Genomic DNA, 20,807 nt, shown 5'->3' on the forward strand with positions numbered 1-20,807 from the left:
TAATGCTTCATAAATTTAGCCATATTTAAAATAAAAAATGAAGAAAAAAGTTACATTAAAGCAAATCGCCAGAGAACTCGATGTTTCGGTGTCTACAGTTTCCAGAGCCTTGGCCGATAGTAAGGAAATTGGAGAGAATACCAGAAGACGTATACAGGCATTTGCTAAATTTCTGAATTATAAACCTAATAATATTGCACTAAGTCTAAAAAACAAAAAGACAAAAACTATAGGGGTTTTAATTCCTGAAATTGTTCATCACTTTTTCTCTACGGTTATCCGAGGTATCGAAATAGTGGCTAATGAGCGTGGCTACAATGTTATTGTTGGTCTCTCTAACGAATCATTTAGTAAAGAGGTTTTAAATATGGAAATGCTGGCTAACGGAAGTATTGATGGTTTCGTATTATCCATTTCAAAAGAGACTTTGCTTAAACAGGATTATCATCATTTTAATGAAACCATAAGTCAGGGCATCCCCATTGTTATGTTCGACCGTGTCGTTAATGAGGTGGAATGTGATAAAGTAATTGTTGACGATTTTAAAGGATCAGTCAAGGCAGTTAAAAAACTAGTGGACAATGGATGTAAACATATTGGTTTAATCACTACGATGGATTACGTAAGTGTTGGTAGACTTCGTACACAGGGATATTTACGTGCTTTAGAAGAAAGCCAGGTGTATGCTGAACCAAATTTAATTCTGAAATTAGACGATATGGTGTCGTTAGAAGAAAACCTTGATATTTTGGAAAGTGAGATAGAACAATTATTTAAAAGGAATCCGAAAATCGATGGTGTATTTGCGGTGAATGAATTGTATGCTGTTACCGCAATGAAGGTGGCAAAAAAATTAGGATTAGCTATTCCAGATGATGTACAAGTCATCGGATTTACCGATGGCGTTTTGTCAAAACATGCTTCGCCAAGTCTGACTATTGTAAGTCAACACGGACAAAAAATAGGAGAGAAAGCGGCCGATTTGCTAATCGATCGTTTAGAAATGGACGACGATGAGAGCGATACAAATATTAACGAAAACACTAGAGAACAGGCATTTGAAACCTATGTGATAGAGACCGAAATTATTGAAAGAGAATCGACTAAATAATTTTTTTTTAGGATTTTTAAAATTCTTTTCTATATCTTTGACGCAGAATCAAGACTTATATATTCACTTCTCACATGTAAGTTTTGATAAGTTTTATGCTTATCAATAGTATCAATTAAAATACTATTTCGATGGAAAAGCGTAAGTTAAGTTTTCTTCAAATCTGGAACATGAGTTTCGGGTTTATGGGAATTCAAATGGGTTTCGCCCTGCAAAATGCCAATGCAAGCAGAATACTTCAAATTTTTGGAGCCGATGTACATCAGCTGTCATGGTTTTGGATTATAGCGCCTTTAATGGGCTTAATTGTTCAACCTATTGTTGGGTATTATAGCGACAATACCTGGAGTAGATTCGGAAGAAGGAAACCGTTCTTCTTGGTTGGAGCTATCTTGGCATCATTAGGTTTGGTATTAATGCCACAAGCCGATATTTTTACTGCCTTTTTACCCGCCATTTGGGTAGGTGCCGGATTCTTAATGGTTATGGATGCGTCTTTTAATATTGCTATGGAGCCGTTTCGAGCTTTGGTGGGTGATAATTTAAGAAAAGACCAACGCACCTTAGGATTCAGTGTGCAAACGGCTTTAATTGGGTTTGGTGCTGTTATCGGTTCATGGTTGCCTTACACGTTAACCAATTGGTTTGGTGTATCAAACGCAACAGTTGCAGGAGAAGTTCCATTAAACTTAATTTTATCCTTTATTATTGGAGCGATTATTTTAGTGCTTTCTATTCTGGTTACGGTATTCACAACAAAGGAATACTCACCAGAGGAATTAGCACAGTTTCAAGATGATCAATCTACAAATTCAGAAGATGAAGACACTTCAGAAAAAGCAGGCTTAAAAACGATTTCCGAAGATTTCAAAAACATGCCAACCACAATGCGTCAGTTAAGCTGGGTGCAGTTTTTCTCATGGTTTGGGTTATTTGGCATGTGGGTATTTGCTGTTCCGGCTATTGCTCAGCACATTTATGGTTTACCTGTAAGCGATAGTAGCAGTGTCGATTATCAAGATGCTGGCGACTGGGTAGGTATCCTTTTCGGCGTTTATAATCTAATTTCAGCCTTATATGCTTTTGCTTTACCCTTTATCGCAAAAAAAATAGGAAGAAAACGTACGCATGCCTTATCCTTAATTATTGGAGGTATAGGATTGCTTTCGGTTTATATCATGCCAGATAAAGACTGGCTTATACTTTCTATGATTGGTGTTGGTGTTGCCTGGGCCAGTATTCTGGCTATGCCTTATGCTATTCTGGCTGGGTCTATCTCGCCCAAAAAAATGGGTGTGTATATGGGAATCTTCAACTTTTTCATCGTTATTCCACAAATTATCAATGCCTTAATTGGTGGTCCGTTAGTGAAGTATGCTTACGGAGATCAGGCCATTATGGCACTCATGATAAGTGGGGTTAGTTTCTTAATTGCTGCTACGCTAGTATTTAAAGTTAAAGACGTCGACGACGTTATCCAATCTTAAAAAATCATCGTAATGAACGGTTTTATTTTTGACCTCGATGGGGTCATTGTAGATACTGCAAAGTATCATTACCAGGCTTGGAAGCAATTAGCTAACAACATTGGAATAGAGTTTTCGTTGGAACAAAACGAACAACTTAAAGGAGTGAGTAGAGTAGAGTCTTTAAAAAAGATTCTTCATTGGGGGCAAAAAACAATTTCCGATGATGAGTTTACCGTTTTAATGACTGAAAAAAATAACCACTATTTGAGTTTTATTGAAACAATGGGTGAAGATGAAATCTTACCAGATGTTTCAAAGGTTTTAAATTATTTATCCTCAAAAAATCAAAAAATAGCATTGGGATCGGCTAGTAAAAATGCCGTGGGTATTCTTGACAAAGTCAATTTAACTCGTTTTTTCGATGCTATTGTAGATGGTAATCAGGTAACTCATGCCAAGCCAGATCCTGAAGTGTTTTTAAATGCAGCTGAACAAATGCATATGCAACCAGAAGATTGTATTGTGTTTGAAGATGCGGTAGCTGGAATACAGGCTGCAAATGCAGCAAAGATGGTAAGTGTAGGTATTGGCGATGCCAGTATTTTGCATGAGGCAGATTATGTGTTCAAAGATTTTACAGAGATGTCTTTAGACTTCATAGACAAACTAATTAACCCTAAAAAATAAGCTGTCTTGGTTGAATAAATTTCAATTAAATACAGTACAAAATACAAATGAATCAAGATTATATAAAACCAGATCAATGGTCTATCATAGAAGAAGGCTTCGATGCGAGTCGTGTAAAGTCTTCAGAGAGCCTGTTCAGTATCGGTAATGGAGCTATGGGGCAACGGGCCAATTTTGAAGAACAGTATTCAGGACCAACATTTCAAGGCAGTTATATAGCCGGCGTGTATTACCCAGATAAAACCCGTGTAGGCTGGTGGAAAAATGGCTATCCCGAATATTTTGCAAAAGTGTTAAATGCACCTAACTGGATCGGGATTAATGTTAAGGTGAATGGCGAAGCTTTAGATTTATTCAATTGTAAAAGTGTTGAAAATTTTCACAGAGAGCTTAATATGAAAGAAGGTTGGTTAAGCCGAAGCTTTAAGGCAACACTTCAAAATGATGTTCAGGTTGCTGTTAAAACCAAACGCTTTTTAAGTTTAGATTTAGATGAACTTGGAGCTATTCGATACGAAATTACTCCGTTAAATACAGATGTTTCAATTACATTCTCTCCGTATTTAGACGCCGGAATCACCAACGAGGACACCAATTGGGATGATAAATTTTGGGATGTTTTGAACGTTAGCTATGAAGGGAACCAAGGCTTTATTGTAGCAAAAACAATGAAAACCGAATTTCATACCTGTACATTTATGGAGTCACAGGTATTTGTTAATGATATATTGCTAGACACTAGCCCTGAAATTGAAGCTACCGAAAACACTGTTTCATTCAGTTATTCAAAAGACCTTAAAGCAGGAGAAACCTATAAAATCGAAAAATTTGGGGGTTATACGGTAGACAGAAATCATGATAAGTCGGAGTTGGTAACTGCTTCTCAAAATGTACTGGCCAAAGCAAAAGATTTAGGCTTTTTGGGTTTGTTGGAAAGGCAAATGCAGGCCTGGGCAAACATCTGGGATATGGCCGATATTACTATTGAAGGGGATGTTAAGGCTCAACAAGGTATTCGTTTCAATATTTTTCAGTTAAACCAGACGTATTTAGGTAAAGATTCAAGACTAAATATAGGTCCAAAAGGGTTTACTGGTGAGAAATATGGTGGAAGTACGTATTGGGATACCGAAGCCTATTGCATTCCGTTTTACATGGCGACTAAAAACCAGAGTGTGGCGAGAAGCCTTTTGGAATACCGTTACAATCATTTAGAACGCGCTATTGAAAACGCCAGCAAATTAGGGTTTACCAATGGAGCTGCATTATACCCTATGGTAACTATGAATGGTGAAGAATGCCATAACGAATGGGAAATTACCTTCGAGGAAATTCATCGAAATGGCGCCATAGCCTTTGCAATTTATAATTACTACCGTTACACGAACGATTACAGCTATATTCCAGATAAGGGATTAGAAGTTTTGATAGGAATAGCTCGTTTTTGGCAGCAACGCGCCACTTTTTCAACCGACAAAAACAAGTATGTTATTCTTGGTGTCACCGGACCAAACGAGTACGAAAACAATGTGAATAACAACTGGTATACTAATTATTTAGCGCAATGGTGTATTCATTATGCTGTTGAAAACATTAAGAAAGTTGAGACGGAATATAATTCAGATTATATCCGGATTATGAATAAAACAAAGTTGTCGGAGTCTGAAATTCAGCAGTGGGGAGAGGTTGCAGAAAATATGTATTTCCCCTATTCAGAAAAGCATCAGGTGTATTTACAACAAGATGGTTTTTTAGATAAGGATTTGGTAACTGTTGCCGATTTAGACAAGTCGCAACGTCCTATTAATCAAAAGTGGAGTTGGGATCGTATTCTACGTTCACCATACATTAAACAAGCCGATGTGTTGCAAGGGTTTTACTTTTTCGAAGATCAGTTTTCTCAGGATGATTTAAAACGTCATTTCGATTTTTACGAGCCATTTACGGTTCACGAAAGTTCTTTATCTCCTTGTGTACATAGCATTCAGGCTGCTAAATTAGATCGTATGGAGCAGGCCTACACCTTCTATTTACGAACGTCTCGTTTAGATTTAGACGATTATAATAAGGAGGTACATGAAGGTTTGCATATCACTTCAATGGCTGGAACGTGGATGAGTATCGTTGAAGGTTTTGGCGGGATGCGAGTAAAAGATAATATGTTGTCGTTTACGCCAAAGATACCGAAGCAATGGGAAGGATATTCATTTAAAATCAATTTCAGAAATCAAATTCTTAAGGTGGTTGTAACCCAACAGGAAACCAAATTTGAACTGGAAAGTGCTAAAGAATTAAAGATTTTGGTGAATGATGAATTACAGGTAATTACTCCTAATAATTATGAAAATGTCTCTGGTTAACTGTAAAACATATAGCATTTTAAAATTAGGTTTTCTACTTTTTACAATGGCCTTAAATAGTGCTTGTAAAAATGAGACAAAGGCAAAAGAAGTAGTATCTTATAACGATGTTAAAATTTCAGAACACAACGATGTGGAACGCATAGAACCTTTAAATTGGTGGGTAGGTTTTAAGAATCAGAATTTACAATTGCTTGTAAAGAGTCCTGGTATTTCAAATGCTCGACCGGAAATTACTTATCAAGGAGTAACTATTGAAGCAGTTCATAAAGGTGATAGTCCGAATTACTTGTTTATCGATTTACAAATTGATAAACAAGCTAAAGCAGGAAAATTTAATATTGAATTTAAGTTTGAAAATGGTGAAGAAAAACATCAAACTTATGAGTTGAAATCAAGAGTAAAGCCTTCTGAAGAATATATAGGTTTTAACAGTTCAGACGCCATTTATTTAATCACACCAGACCGATTTGCGAACGGAGATCCTTCAAATGATATTAATGAAAACCTTCTGGAGAAAACCATTGATAGAACGAATGATTATGCGCGCCATGGTGGTGATATTAAAGGGATAACCAACCACCTAGATTACATTGAAGATTTAGGGTTTACAGCCATCTGGCCTTGTCCGCTACTGACTAACGATATGCCTGAAAGTTCATATCATGGCTATGCTATGACCGATTTTTACGAAATTGATCCACGATTCGGAACTTTAGAGGAGTATTTAGAATTATCTGAACAAGCAGGAGAAAAAGGCATCAAACTCATTATGGATCAGGTGGCTAATCATTGCGGTTCTGAGCACTGGTGGATGAAAGATTTACCGTTTGTAGATTGGATAAACCAACAGAAAAATTTTGAAGATAAATCGCATTTAACCAATTCCAATCACAGGCGTACTAGTAATCAGGACCCTTATGCATCTGCTAAAGATAAGCAGGACATGAGCGATGGTTGGTTTGTGCCGTCTATGCCAGACTTGAATCAGAAGAATCCATTTATGGCGAAGTACATTATTCAAAATAGTATTTGGTGGATAGAAACGGCAGGATTAGGAGGTATTCGTCAGGACACCTATCCGTATTCCGATAAAAATTTTATGAGTCGTTGGGCGGGAGCTATTATGAATGAATATCCTAATTTTTCCATTGTTGGAGAGGAATGGAGTATTAATCCGTTAATTATTGGTTATTGGCAGGAAGGTGCCAACAACCGTGATGGTTACGATTCCAATTTAAAATCACCAATGGATTTTGCCATGCAACGTCAAATTGTGAATGCTCTTAATGAAGAGGAAGGTTGGGATACCAGACTCATTAAAATGTATGAAGGACTGGCTAACGACTTTTATTATGCCTCACCAAAAGACATACTCATTTTTGCTGATAACCATGATATGAGCCGTATTAGTACTCAGGTTTATGATGATGTCGATAAGATAAAAATGGTTTTAGGATATATTTTTCTTATGCCAAGAATTCCTCAGTTTTACTATGGTACCGAAATATTAATGAACGACACGGCTAAACCTGGCGACCACGGATTAATTCGAACTGATTTTCCTGGTGGTTGGGAAGGTGATTCAGTCAACGCGTTTACCGGAAATGGATTGTCAAAAAAACAATTAGACATGCAGCAGTTCGTTAAAAAAATAGTGAACTTTCGAAAGGGAAGTAAGGCCATACATGAAGGTAAGACCATTCATTTTGCCCCAGAAGAAGGTATTTATCTGTTATTTCGTGTATTGGATGATGAGGTTGTTGCCATTATTCTCAATAAATCTAAGGAGATAAGTATACAGACATCAAGGTTTGAAGAGCTTGGTTTAAAAGGAAAGAACATTAAAAATATAATTAGTGGAGATATAAGTGTTTGGGAAGATTCTATTACAATCAAACCTAATGGAGTCACTTTATTTTCAACTAAAAATTAAAACTAAAAATAAGACATAATAATGAAAAAACTAATGTTATTAATACCTGCTTTAATCATCTTCATTTCGTGTAAAAAAGAAAAGAAACAGGTTGTGCAGGAATCTGAAATATCTCAGGAAATAAAAGTAATTGAGCCTATTAATAATGCTGTTTTAGAATCTGCAGTTATTTACGAAGCCAATATTCGTCAGTATTCTAACGAAGGTTCGTTTAAGGCCTTTACTCAAGATATTCCGCAGTTAAAACAATTAGGGGTGAAAATTATCTGGTTGATGCCGGTATTTCCAATTTCAGAAACCAATAGAAAAGCTACTGGCGGCGATTTTGCCTATAAAATTGAAGATGAAGCCGAGCGTGCTAAAATGTTAGGAAGCTATTACGCAGTTTCAGATTATACTAAAATAAATCCGGAATTTGGAACTATTGAAGACTTCAGAAGCCTTGTTAAAACAGCTCACGATAATGATATTTATGTGATTTTAGACTGGGTGCCTAATCACACAGGTTGGGATCACGAATGGATAACAAATCATCCAGATTATTACACTCAGAATGAAAAAGGAGAGATTATAGATCCAATTAATCCCGATACCGGTGAATCCTGGGGGTGGGGAGATGTTGCCGATTTAAACTACGACAATCCAGAGATGCGCAAAGAAATGATAGCCGATATGAGTTACTGGATTACTGAAGAAAATGTTGATGGTTTTCGATGTGACGTGGCAAGTAATGTGCCAACCGATTTCTGGGCACAAGCCATTCCTGAACTTCGAACAAAAAAGGACATTTTTATGTTAGCCGAAGCATCACAACCAGAGCTATTAAAAGCAAAATTATTTGATATGGCTTATGGCTGGGAGTTTCATCATATTTTAAATGAAGTCGCTCAAGGCAAAATGAATGTAAATGATATTAAAACCTATATTGATAAAAGCAAAACCGAATACGAATCGGATGATATTTTAATGAACTTTGTTACCAATCACGATGAAAATTCATGGAATGGTACGGTTAAGGAACGCTTGGGTGAAGCAGGTGATTTAATGACGGCTTTAACTTATGTGATGCCCGGGATGCCGTTAATTTATTCAGGGCAGGAATATGGTTTAGATTATCGTTTAAAGTTTTTTGAAAAGGACTCCATACCAAAAACTAAAGGAGACACCTGGAATTTGTTAGAGAAGTTAGGTCAGCTTAAGAATACGAATGCTGCTTTAAATGGCGGGAAAACTTCAGCACAACTAAAAGTTTTAGATGTTGAAAATCCAAACGTATTGATTTTAGAAAGAATTAAACAACAGGATAAAGTGGTTTTTGTAGGTAATTTTTCAAAAATTGAACAAGAGGTGAATTTACCTGTTTTAGGGCAGTTTGCCGATTTTAAAACCAACACGATAACTGATCTAAAACAAGGAGAGGTTTTAAAATTGCACCCTTGGGAATTTAAAATTCTAATCAGTAAATAAACGTACCAACTAACTAAATAAAATAAGCATGAAAAGGCAGAGTATCTATATACTGCTGTTTGCACTATTAACCTATTTTGGAGTAGCAGCACAGCAATTATCATCACCAGATGGAGATGTTATCATGGAGTTTTCCTTAAACTCAGATGGAACACCCGTTTACCAAATAGCTTTTAAAGATGAAATAGCTGTAAAAACCAGTAATCTCGGATTTACACTTAAAGAATCTGAAAATCTTGATAGTGGATTTACCCTTGTAGATAGCGAAACATCAGCATTTGATGACACCTGGAAACCGGTTTGGGGAGAAGAAAGTGAAATAAGAAATCATTATAATGAACTTTTAGTAAGATTAAAACAGGAATCAACGCAGCGTTCAATGAATATTCGTTTTCGAGCTTTTAATGAAGGTATTGGTTTTCGTTATGAATTTCCCGAGCAACCTAATTTAGGGCACTTTATTATTGAAGATGAAAAAACACAGTTCGCCATGACTGGAGATCATACAGCATTCTGGATTCCGGGTGATTATGACACTCAGGAATATGATTATACCGAATCTCGCTTATCTGAAATTCGAGGGTTAATGGAAGAATCGATTACAGAAAATTTATCTCAAAACCCATTTTCTTCAACAGGCGTTCAAACCTCATTAATGATTAAAACCGATGAAGGTCTGTATATTAATATTCATGAAGCGGCATTGATTGATTTTTCAGTATTACATCTGGAATTAGACGATAAAAACATGGTGTTTAATGCCTGGTTAACCCCCGATGTACAAGGTATAAAGCCCTATATGATAGCTCCAGCAAATACCCCTTGGCGTACTGTTATGGTTAGTGACGATGCTAGGGATATTTTAGCGTCACGAATAATTTATAATTTAAACGAGCCTTGTGCTCTTGAAGATACTTCTTGGATTAAACCAGTGAAGTATGTTGGCGTTTGGTGGGAAATGATTACAGGAAAGAGCTCTTGGGCATATACCAACGATTTTAAAGCGGTTAAATTAGGAGTTACCGATTATAGTAAAGCCAAACCAAATGGTACACATGCGGCTAATAACAAGCGCGTAAAGGAACTCATTGATTTTGCAGTGTTGCATGGTTTTGACGGTGTTTTAGTTGAAGGTTGGAATGTAGGCTGGGAAGATTGGTATGGGCATTCTAAAGATTATGTGTTCGACTTTGTAACACCTTACCCCGATTTTAATGTTGATGAAATTCAAGCGTATGCCAAATCTAAAGGAGTTGAAATGATAATGCATCACGAAACCTCATCTTCAGTTAGAAATTATGAAAGACATCTAGATGAAGCTTATCAGTTTATGAAAGACCATGGTTATAACGCCGTGAAGAGTGGTTATGTGGGAGATATTTTGCCAAGAGGTGAAAATCACTACAGTCAATGGATGATTAATCATTATCAGTATGCTATTGAAAAAGCTGCAGATTATGAGATAATGGTCAATGCCCATGAAGCAGTAAGACCTACAGGAATAGCGAGAACCTATCCTAATTTAATAGGAAATGAGTCGGCGCGTGGTACCGAATATCAGGCATTTGGAGGATCTAAACCAAATCATGTTACGGTATTGCCATTCACACGTTTAATAGGTGGCCCAATGGATTATACTCCTGGTATTTTTGAAATGGACATCAGTAAGTTAAACCCAAATAATAATTCACATGTTAATAGTACCATAGCTAACCAGTTGGCACTTTACGTTACAATGTATAGTCCGTTACAGATGGCCGCTGATTTACCAGAAAATTACAATAAGTTTTTAGATGCATTTCAGTTTATAAAAGATGTCGCGGTAGATTGGGATAAAAGTGTGTATTTAGAAGCAGAACCAGGAAGTTATATTACCATAGCAAGAAAGGCTAAAGGTTCTAACAATTGGTTTGTGGGGAATGTTAATGGAAAAGAAGCTCGTGAATCTAAAATTTCATTAAACTTCCTAGATATAGGTAAAAAATATATAGCAGCTATTTATGCTGATGCAAAAGATGCCAATTATAAAACTAACCCGCAGGCTTACACGATTAAAAAAATGAAAGTAACAAGTAAGTCTAAATTATCATTAAGTAGTGTTGAAGGAGGTGGGTATGCCATAAGCATAATAGAAGAATAAAATAGATAGTATTATCAAAATAAAAAAGCCTCTTGGATGTATTCAAGAGGCTTTTTTTCGGCTTTTACATTTATATTTTAAGATCAGTATGTTATGTTTTTTCGGGTAATCTTCTCAGGAATCTATTTTGATATTGGGCAATGATTTAATTTAAAACTCAAATAGCGTATGATTTGCAGCGGTGAGTTATTTGTAATTACTTGATAATATCCTTACATTTAGCCTTTAATGATTTTGGTTGTTTATCTAATTTAAGTATTCACTTAATCTTCCGGAATCGTTTTTATTGTCTTTTTGTGACTATCATCATAGCAAAAGCACATATATTTTTTAAATCTAAAACATAAGAGTCTTGAAAAAATCTCAAAATAAAATACTTGATTTTCATTATCCGGTATTTATTCCCGCAGCTTTAATAATTTTAATTTTTGTCTCGGTTGCTATAATATTAGGCGAACCCTTAAGTGATTTTTTTCTGGAAATTAGAAACTTGATTTACGATAAAATTGGATGGTTTTTTGTGTTTACGGTAAACACCTTACTGGTAGTTGCAATCTTATTAGCCTTTAGTAAGTTTGGGAAAATAAAGTTGGGCGGAAGAAGTGCGTCACCAGATTTCAGCAATTTTGCCTGGTATTCGATGTTGTTTTCGGCAGGAATGGGAATAGGCCTTATATTTTATGGTGTTGCAGAACCAATTCAGCATTTTGCTGTTCCACCAATCCCTGTTGATGGAGACGTGGATGCAGCTAGACAGGCTTTCAAATTCACGTTTTTACATTATGGTTTACACCCTTGGGCAGTCTATGGTATGATTGCTTTGGCGTTTGCTTTTTTCACTTTTAACAGAAAACTACCACTCACAGTAAGATCATTATTTGCTCCGCTTTTAGGAAAAAGAATTCATGGGGTTTTTGGACACGTTGTAGATACTTTAGCTGTAATCGCATGTTTGTTTGGTTTAGCCACAACCCTTGGTTTTGGTGCTCAACAGGTGGGATCGGGTTTACATTTTTTATTTGATATAGAAAATAGTGTTAGAAACCAAATCATTTTTATTTCAATTACAACCTTACTGGCAACAGCATCTATAGTTTCTGGATTAGACAAAGGCGTAAAAATACTAAGCGAGCTTAATATTAAAATAGCTGTAGTATTTATGTTATTAATGTTGATTATAGGGCCAACAGTTTTCCTTTTAGATTCGTTTCTTGAGAACATCGGCTTGTATGTTCAAAACATAATAGAATTGGGAACTTACACGGAGGTTTATGCCGAAACAAAATGGCAAAATAACTGGACTATTTTTTATTGGGCCTGGTGGATTGCCTGGAGTCCTTTTGTTGGGATTTTTATTGCAAGAATATCAAAAGGTAGAACCATAAGAGAGTTTTTAACTGGGGTAGTTATTTTACCAACGGTATTTTCGTTTTTATGGTTTACGGTGTTTGGTTCTTCAGCAATTCATTTAGAGTTAAATCATTTAGCAGATATTTCAGGAGCGGTAAGTAAAGATATTTCTACAGCTCTTTTTGAAATGTTAAAGAACTATCCGTTTAGTTCTATTTTAAGTGTTATTGCTATACTTTTAATTATCAGCTTTTTTGTGACTTCAAGTGATAGTGGTTCATTGGTTGTAGACTTTATTACTACCGGAGGAAAACTTGATGCTCCGGTAGGTACGCGTATATTTTGGGCTTTAATAGAAGGACTTTTGGCTATCTCATTACTAATAGGAGGCGGTTTAAGCACTTTACAAACCGCCGTTATGTTGGCGGCTTTTCCCTTTGCTATTATTTTACTGGTTATGACGTTTTCTTTATTGAAGGGGTTACGCAGGGAACGTTTAAGGAATTTACGTTACAAGGTAAAGCGTAATGCCAGAGTACAAACTACACAAATTGAAAGATTTATTGAAGATCAGGAAGATGAATAGTATTGTGGTTTTTGTAATTCGCTTTACCTAAGATTATATATTATCGATTTTCAAAGAAGTCATAGTTAGTGATCCAGCCACAGGCTTATCATTAAACAAGGTGACTTTTTCGTTGTCTTCTTTTAGAGCCAAGGTATAAAGTAACGGTAAGTAATGTTCTGGTGTAGGAATAGCCAAATCGAAAGCTTTGCCTTGAGATCTGAAATTGATAAGGCTATTATGGTCATTATTTAAAATGAAGCTTTTCATTTTTTCGTTAGCCTCGGTTGCCCAGTCATAAGCATATTCTTCGTTGAGTTTATTCCAGGCCACCATACGAAGATTATGTACCATATTACCACTGCCGATTATCAATACACCCTTGTGTCGTAGTTTATATAGCTGTTGTGCCAGTTCATAATGATATTTTGGCGATTGTGTATAATCTATACTCATTTGAATTACAGGAATATCGGCATTAGGGTAAAGGTGTTTAATAACACTCCAAGCCCCATGATCGAGCCCCCATTTCTCGTCTAAACCCACTTCGGTTTTTGTAATTATGTTTTTAGTTTCTTGAGCTAATTCAGGACTGCCGGGAGCAGGATATTGTACATCAAACAAGGCTTGTGGAAAACCACCAAAGTCGTGAATAGTTGGCGGATTCTGCATAGCTGTTACAAAGGTACCACGTGTTTCCCAGTGAGCCGAAATACACAAAATAGCATTTGGTCGAGTAAGTTCCTGACCTAGTTTTCTAAAATTTTGCACGAACTCATTCTCCTCGATAGCATTCATAGGGCTACCATGACCAAGGAATAATACAGGCATTTTACCTGTATTACTCATAGTTGAGGTCATTTTTTCTAAATCTTTTAAATTCATACTTGAACCTATTAGAGGCAATACTGCCAATGATTTTAAAAATTTTTTTCTATCCATTTCATAAAAATCATTTATGAAACCTGTTTTGTAAACTGTACTTCAGCAGCGATTTTTACTTCATCTGCTACCAAAACGCCTCCAGTTTCTAAAGCCGCATTCCAGTTTAACTCCCAATCTTTACGGTTAATTTTTCCTGTAATCTCTAGTGCTAGCTTTTCATTACCCCAAGGGTCTTTGTTAGTTCCGCCATATTCAACATCTAAAACTACCTCTTTACTTATTCCTTTTATGGTTAGAGTACCAGTTAGTTTATATTCATCATCAACTTTAGTTAACGACTTACTTTCAAAAGTAATGGATTCGTGATTCTCAACATCAAAAAAATCGACACTTTTTAAGTGCGTATCTCTATCGTCATTGTTTGTAGAAATTGATGCAGCTTCAATTCTAACAGATACAGGTGATGTGAAAATATCTTCACCATCTATAGTGGCTTCGTAGTTAGTAAAAGTTCCTTTTACATTAGAAATCATTAAATGTTTTACTTTAAAACCTATTTCGCTGTGTGAGGGATCGATAACCCATTTTGTAGTAGACATAATATTTGTTTTTATGATTAAATTTATATTTGAGGCTTATTGAGCTAAGCCTATTTGTTTCATGAAATCTTGATTGTCGTAGAATAGATATTCTTCAATCATTTTTCCCTCTTTCCAATGTCCGATAGTGGCCATTCGTAGTTTAAATTTTTTACCAGTTGGTGGAATTGTTTTTCCTTCCCCAATAGGCATGGGCTCTGTAAATGTGCCTTCCAGTTCGCCAATTACTGCCGTCCAATCGCCGTTACCAAAACGTACAGGATGGTTTTCAATTCTTGTATCTGGTGCAAAAATGAACATAGGTTTTAAATCATCAATATGAGAAGGAAATAAACCTTCTGTAACAGTACCGTCAGCATTGTACACTAAAATGTCGTTTGTATGACTATGACTAAATTTATCCCATTTTTGATTGGTGAAAAAATCGTAATCTAACGTGTCAAATGTCATAAGACGTTGTTCGGTTAAAGTCTGAGCATCGGTGAACGTTTTTAATTGGCTTTCTAAAGATGCGATTTTTGCTTCAAGTTCTTTTGTTTGGCTGTTTGAACAGCTGGCTAATAAAACTACCAAAACGAAACTGGTAGTAGTGATTTTCAATAAAATTTTTAATGTTGTTTTCATTTTGAATGTTGGTTTAATTTGTTGTTGTAAAGATGCATCAAAATTGAGCTTCCCTATTTATACTTTTTGGAAGGGGTTAGGTAACTTTAGGAAATAGATATTGTTCGTATTTCCAAATTAACCTTTTTCAATTTATTGTTTTTCAGATTGAATAAATTCACCGTTAAATTCAATTCTAACGTCATCACTGATAATCATTTCAGGGAATTTGCCTCCAATTGCGAAATCTGAACGTTTTACAGTTCCTGAAACATAAAAAGAGGTGGTTGATTTGTTATTCATCGGGTTTTCAGTTTTTCCACGGTAAACTACATCCAGAGTAACGGGTTTTGTAATCCCGTGCATGGTTAAATCACCAGTAAGTTTGTAGGTTCCTTTTCCTTTTGCTTTTAACCCGGTACTTTTAAAGGTTAGCGTTGGGTATTTTTCAACATCAAAAAAGTCAGCACTTTTTAGGTGAGTATTTCTGGCTTCTACAAGAGTATTAATGGTGTTTGCTTTAGCCTTTAAATAAAAACTAGCGTCGCTAAAATCGGATTTTGAGGTTTTTACATCGATAGTAACATCATCAAAAGTTCCGCTTATATCATTGAAACCTAAATGAACTACGGTGAAATATAGTTGAGAATGTGGAGGATCGTTAGTCCAGATTTGTTTTTGTGACTGTGCGCTTGCTGTAAATGCACTTATAAATAAAATAGTTCCTAAAATTAATCTTAATTGTTTCATTTCTAATTGTTTTAAATTGATAAAACAAAGGTCGAAATTTATTAAGCCTCATTTTTTATACTATTCGGAAGAGCTTGGGTAATTTTAGGAAATGAGTGCGTTTTGAATCTCTTCCCGGAAGTCTCCCGGAGATTGACCAGATTTTTTTTTGAATACTTTTGAAAAATAAGATCCTTCGTTATAGCCTAATTCGAAGGCAATCTCAGAAACAGTTTTGTTTGTTGATAACAGTAGATTTTTAGCTTCTATAAGTTTTCGGGTTTCTATTATTTCAGAAACACTTTGTTCCATGATATTTTGGCAAATCATATTTAGGTTTCGAGACGACATAAAAAGCTTTTCAGCGTAAAATTCGACACCTAAAGGACGGTGATAATTTTCCTCGAGTATGGTTAGGAAGTTTTTAAAGGTTGTGTTTTGTGTTTTGTTAAGGGCTTCGCTTTCCGGGATTTCTTTTTTTCGCTCAACTTCAATCATGGTGAAAATAACGCTTAGAATCTGTCTAATAATACCAAAATTGGGGTCATCTTGTTGGGTTTCATCATGAATCATTTCACAAAGGGTTACTAAGCGTTGAAAGCAATAGTCGTTTTCAAGTTTTAAGTTAGCCTGGTTGTGATACAACGAGTAAAGTTGAAAAGTGGTTTCAGGAATAAATTCGCTTTTAAATCGAATGGCCCAAAGGTCGCATATACCCATTACCGGTTTAGGGATTACGCGGTGCATTTTACCTTTGGTAATAAAACTGATAAATGGCGCTTGAATGGTGATAGAATCAAAATCGATAAAATGTTCTAATTCACCTTTAACCCCAATAAGTAATTCTTCAAAGTCATGGTTGTGAGGTTCGTCTGGTTGAGCGGCGATTTTAGCAGCTTCTAATGCATCAACTTTAAATATTTGAAACAGTTTATCCATAAAAACGTTGTTTGTTTTCTGATACAGAAATATACAAAAAAAGGATTCTTAAAATGAATCCTTTTTTTGTTTTAACGTTAGGTTTTTGTTTATAAAACTTCACTTATTGATTTGGATAATGGAGTTGTAGGTCTTCCTAATAATGTGGAAAGTTGATGATTGTCGTCAAATAAATCGCCTTTAGATGCCGATACGTCCCAACTCGCTAAACCTTTTGCAAGACCTTCTGGTAGTCCTACTTGTAGCAAAATACCAGCATAAGCTTCTTCAGGAAGATTGTTATAAGGAATGTTTTTTCCTGTTTGATTAGAAATTTCGGAAGCTAGTTCGGTTAGTGTGTAACTTTCATCTCCAGCAAGTTCAAAAACTTTTCCTTTATGTTCTTCATTTGTAATAACAATAGCTAAAGCTTCGGCATAATCTAATCGGGCAGCAGAAGATATTTTTCCATCACCAGCGCTACCAATAAAAGCGCCATTTTCTATGGCACTCGGTACAGAAGCCGTATAGTTTTCGCTATACCAACCGTTGCGCAATATGGTGTGATTTACACCAGAGTTTTTAAGTTCTTGTTCTGTAGCTAAATGTTCGCCTGCTAAATTTAAAGTAGAGCTATCTGCTCTAAGAAGGCTGGTATAAGCAACCCAGTTAACATTCGATTTTTTAGCAGCGTCAATAACGTTTTTATGTTGTCTTGCTCTTTGTCCTATTTCGTTAGCAGAAATAAATACTAATCTGTCAATTCCGATAAGTGCTTTTTCTAAACTTTCAGAATTGTTATAGTCGAATTCACGGGCTTCAATTCCTAACGCTTTGGCTTTTTCTGTAGAGCGGACTAAAGCTACCAGATTATCACTAAACCCTCTTTTTTTCAATTGTTCTACTACCAGTGTTCCAAGTTGACCGGTAGCTCCTGTTATTCCTATTTTCATAATACTTGTTTATATAGATTTCTATTGTATATTTGATTTATAAAAGTTTTTAACTTACTTTTGGTTAGTCAAAGATAATGTATAAATGTTTAAAAAGCAACAGGTTACATTGTAGTGTTATACTAACCTTAGAGTTAGTTTTAATAATAATCAAGGATTTATGGATCAAGAAATTTTAAAAAAATATAGTAATGTAGAGGAATGTCCGGTTAGAAATGTTTTAGACCGCATTGGTAATAAGTGGACCTTATTAGTGTTGTTGGTGTTAGAGGAAGAAAAGGTGTTACGTTTTAATGAATTGCATAACTACATTGTAACCATATCTCAAAAAATGCTGAGCGTTACATTAAAAAGTCTGGAAGCAGACGGCTTAGTGAAACGTACCATTTACCCCCAAGTTCCACCGAAAGTGGAGTATGAATTAACTGAGCGTGCTCAATCTCTTTTACCTCATATCCATAGTTTAGTAGATTGGTCTAAAGATCATATTAACGGTATAAAAGCATCAAGGAAAAACTATGAGTTGGTTACTAAAAAGTAACTCGCTAAACCTGAGTTTATTCCGTTATTTGGTTTAATTTTTTGGAAATTTGCCACGAGTAAAATCCATTATAAATTGAACTTAAATCATATGATATCTAAACATACAGCTTATTCTATTTTAGAATTAGCACTAATTTCTAAAGGTCAATCTTTAAAACAAACTTATAAAAATGCTGTTGCTTTAGCTCAAAAGGCTGAAGGGGAAGGGTATAAGCGTATTTGGTTTGCAGAGCATCATAACATGATGGCTGTAGGAAGTAATGCGCCTACGGTTTTAATTGGGCATATTGCCGAAAAAACATCAACAATTCGTGTAGGATCGGGAGGTGTAATGTTGCCAAACCATTCTCCGTTAGTGGTTGCAGAGCAATTTGGAACTTTAGGTAATTTATATCCAAACCGAATTGATTTGGGTTTGGGTAGAGCACCTGGAACCGACAGAGATACTGCATTGGCGATAAAATCTGATTTTTTACAGGCCTCGCATTCTTTTCCAAATGATGTGGAACAAATACAACTATTATTTTCCAAACAAAATGATACAGCTAAAGTTCGTGCCGTTGTAGCCGAAGGGGTAGAGGTGCCTATTTACATTTTAGGATCAAGTACTGATAGTGCGCATTTGGCCTCGAAAAAAGGGTTGCCATATGCTTTTGCAAGTCATTTTGCAACAGCACATTTAGAGAACGCATTGGCGATTTACAGAAATGAATTTAAGCCTTCGGTAGATTTAGAATCTACTTATGTTATCGCTGGGGTAAATGTTATTATAGCTGAAAATGATGCTGAAGCCGAGCGTTTGTTTACATCATCATTAAGAATGATTATAGGTATGTTTACAGGCAAACGTGATTATATAAATCCACCAACGGAGATGACTTCAGATTTAAAGGAAATTATTCAGCATCCTCAAATTCAGAATATGATTAAATACAGTTTCGTTGGAAGCAAGGAAACGGTTAAAGAAAAGGTTATTTCATTTTTGAATAAAACGCAAGCTAATGAATTGATTATTTCTACAAATGTTTATGATATTAACGATCGCTTGTATTCCGTTGAAAAATTTGCGGAGGTAATGCGAGAGATTAATGGGAATGAAGTAGAATAGAAGTATTTTTAAATATAAAAAGGAGCAATTTTATTGCTCCTTCATTTGTTTTATCATAAAGATTGTAGACTATTCTACACGCTCAATCTTTGCACCTATGGCTCTTAAACGCTCATCTATATTTTCGTAACCTCTATCGATTTGTTCAATATTTTGAATGGTAGAAGTTCCTTTTGCAGAAAGGGCAGCAATTAGTAAAGATACCCCGGCACGTATGTCAGGAGAAGTCATGGTCATGGCTTTTAAAGTTGATTTAAAATCATGCCCGATAACTGTAGCTCTGTGTGGATCACAAAGAATGATTTTAGCTCCCATATCGATTAACTTATCGACGAAGAATAAACGGCTTTCAAACATTTTCTGGTGAATCAAGACACTTCCTCTGGCTTGTGTAGCAACTACTAAAACAATACTTAGTAAATCTGGTGTAAATCCAGGCCAAGGTGCATCAGAAATAGTTAAAATAGAACCATCGATAAAACTTTGAATTTCATAGCCATCAGTATGCGCTGGAATGTGAATATCGTCACCTTGTTTTTCAACGGTGATTCCTAACTTTCTAAAGACACTAGGGATAATTCCTAAATCGTTCCAAGATACATTTTTAATGGTAAGTTCACTTTTTGTCATGGCAGCTAAACCAATCCAGCTACCAATTTCAATCATATCTGGTAACATGGTATGGTCTGTTCCACCTAAGCTTTCAACCCCATCAATAATTAACATGTTAGAACCAACACCACTAATTTTTGCGCCCATTCTATTCAGCATCTTACATAATTGCTGTAAATACGGCTCGCAAGCTGCGTTGTAAATCGTGGTTCGTCCTTCGGCTAAAACGGCGGCCATAACAATATTTGCTGTACCTGTTACCGAAGCTTCTTCAAGTAACATATAGGTTCCTTTTAGTCTATCGGCTTCAACACCATAAAACTGCTCTTCTTTGCTATAACGGAATTTAGCACCTAAATTAATAAGTCCTTCAAAGTGCGTGTCTAAACGACGGCGACCAATTTTATCACCTCCCGGTTTGGGAATATACCCTTTACCAAAACGTGCTAAAAGCGGTCCGACAATCATAATAGATCCACGTAAACCGCGACCATCAACTTTAAAAGCATCAGATTCTAAATATTCTAAATCAACGTCGTCTGCTTGAAAAGTATAAGATCCTTTTCCTATGTTCTTAATTTTTACACCAAGATTTCCAAGTAGCTTTATAAGCTTGTTAACATCAACAATATCAGGAATATTATTGATTGTAACGACTTCCGGCGTAAGTAACACAGCACATAAAATTTGTAAGGCTTCGTTTTTGGCTCCTTGAGGCTGGATGCTACCTTTTAATTGATGACCTCCTTCAATTTTAAATGTTCCCATAAAT

General features: G+C 35.7%; 17 protein-coding genes. 10 read left to right on the forward strand and 7 right to left on the reverse strand.

What is annotated here, in order from left to right:
• The first annotated feature begins 37 nt into the window (after positions 1-37).
• The 8 genes from RBH94_RS11805 to RBH94_RS11840 all read left to right on the forward strand — a co-directional run bounded on the left by RBH94_RS11805 (position 38) and on the right by RBH94_RS11840 (position 13,106).
• Positions 38-1,111, forward strand: coding sequence for a LacI family DNA-binding transcriptional regulator (locus tag RBH94_RS11805; protein WP_307881078.1), 1,074 nt, complete (start codon positions 38-40; stop codon positions 1,109-1,111).
• Between the two features lie 131 nt (positions 1,112-1,242).
• A complete protein-coding gene (locus RBH94_RS11810) occupies positions 1,243-2,598 on the forward strand; it encodes an MFS transporter (protein WP_307881079.1) in 1,356 nt (451 codons plus the stop codon).
• A gap of 12 nt (positions 2,599-2,610) precedes the next feature.
• Complete coding sequence (gene pgmB / locus RBH94_RS11815; RefSeq protein WP_307881080.1) at positions 2,611-3,267, forward strand: beta-phosphoglucomutase; 657 nt, start codon at positions 2,611-2,613, stop codon at positions 3,265-3,267.
• 47 nt (positions 3,268-3,314) lie between these two features.
• Complete coding sequence (locus RBH94_RS11820) at positions 3,315-5,627, forward strand: glycoside hydrolase family 65 protein (RefSeq protein ID WP_307881081.1); 2,313 nt, start codon at positions 3,315-3,317, stop codon at positions 5,625-5,627.
• Positions 5,628-5,673: 46 nt separating this feature from the next.
• Complete coding sequence (locus tag RBH94_RS11825; protein ID WP_307881082.1) at positions 5,674-7,563, forward strand: glycoside hydrolase family 13 protein; 1,890 nt, start codon at positions 5,674-5,676, stop codon at positions 7,561-7,563.
• Positions 7,564-7,584: 21 nt separating this feature from the next.
• Entirely contained in the window at positions 7,585-9,030 is a 1,446-nt protein-coding gene (locus tag RBH94_RS11830; RefSeq protein ID WP_307881083.1) for an alpha-amylase family glycosyl hydrolase, read from the forward strand.
• 28 nt (positions 9,031-9,058) lie between these two features.
• A complete protein-coding gene (locus RBH94_RS11835; RefSeq protein WP_307881084.1) occupies positions 9,059-11,170 on the forward strand; it encodes a glycoside hydrolase family 97 protein in 2,112 nt (703 codons plus the stop codon).
• Positions 11,171-11,522: 352 nt separating this feature from the next.
• Entirely contained in the window at positions 11,523-13,106 is a 1,584-nt protein-coding gene (locus RBH94_RS11840) for a BCCT family transporter (RefSeq protein ID WP_307881085.1), read from the forward strand.
• A gap of 33 nt (positions 13,107-13,139) precedes the next feature.
• On the opposite strand, the gene ygiD is transcribed toward RBH94_RS11840, so the two are convergent.
• From ygiD to RBH94_RS11870, 6 genes are all read right to left on the reverse strand, one after another.
• Positions 13,140-14,027, reverse strand: a complete 888-nt coding sequence (ygiD, locus tag RBH94_RS11845; RefSeq protein ID WP_307881086.1) for a 4,5-DOPA dioxygenase extradiol — start codon at positions 14,025-14,027, stop codon at positions 13,140-13,142.
• Positions 14,028-14,041: 14 nt separating this feature from the next.
• Positions 14,042-14,569, reverse strand: a complete 528-nt coding sequence (locus RBH94_RS11850) for a YceI family protein (RefSeq protein WP_307881087.1) — start codon at positions 14,567-14,569, stop codon at positions 14,042-14,044.
• Positions 14,570-14,605: 36 nt separating this feature from the next.
• Positions 14,606-15,193 carry an ester cyclase gene (locus tag RBH94_RS11855; RefSeq protein WP_307881088.1) on the reverse strand — a complete coding sequence of 196 codons (588 nt, stop codon included), beginning with the start codon at positions 15,191-15,193 and terminating at the stop codon, positions 14,606-14,608.
• 132 nt (positions 15,194-15,325) lie between these two features.
• Positions 15,326-15,922, reverse strand: coding sequence for a YceI family protein (locus RBH94_RS11860; protein ID WP_307881089.1), 597 nt, complete (start codon positions 15,920-15,922; stop codon positions 15,326-15,328).
• 84 nt (positions 15,923-16,006) lie between these two features.
• Positions 16,007-16,840: an AraC family transcriptional regulator gene (locus tag RBH94_RS11865; protein WP_307881090.1), complete on the reverse strand. Its 834-nt coding sequence runs from the start codon at positions 16,838-16,840 to the stop codon at positions 16,007-16,009.
• Positions 16,841-16,929: 89 nt separating this feature from the next.
• Positions 16,930-17,772: an SDR family oxidoreductase gene (locus RBH94_RS11870; RefSeq protein WP_307881091.1), complete on the reverse strand. Its 843-nt coding sequence runs from the start codon at positions 17,770-17,772 to the stop codon at positions 16,930-16,932.
• A 160-nt stretch (positions 17,773-17,932) separates the two neighbouring features.
• On the opposite strand from RBH94_RS11870, the gene RBH94_RS11875 reads away from it, so the two are divergent.
• Positions 17,933-18,313, forward strand: coding sequence for a helix-turn-helix domain-containing protein (locus RBH94_RS11875; RefSeq protein ID WP_307881092.1), 381 nt, complete (start codon positions 17,933-17,935; stop codon positions 18,311-18,313).
• Positions 18,314-18,403: 90 nt separating this feature from the next.
• Positions 18,404-19,423 carry an LLM class flavin-dependent oxidoreductase gene (locus RBH94_RS11880; protein ID WP_307881093.1) on the forward strand — a complete coding sequence of 340 codons (1,020 nt, stop codon included), beginning with the start codon at positions 18,404-18,406 and terminating at the stop codon, positions 19,421-19,423.
• 69 nt (positions 19,424-19,492) lie between these two features.
• Here RBH94_RS11880 and murA read toward each other — a convergent pair whose 3' ends face one another.
• Entirely contained in the window at positions 19,493-20,803 is a 1,311-nt protein-coding gene (gene murA / locus RBH94_RS11885; protein WP_307881094.1) for a UDP-N-acetylglucosamine 1-carboxyvinyltransferase, read from the reverse strand.
• Between the last annotated feature and the right edge of the window lie 4 nt (positions 20,804-20,807).

It is taken from the genome of Aestuariibaculum sp. YM273 (assembly GCF_030908365.1).
Lineage (GTDB): Bacteria > Bacteroidota > Bacteroidia > Flavobacteriales > Flavobacteriaceae > Aestuariibaculum > Aestuariibaculum marinum.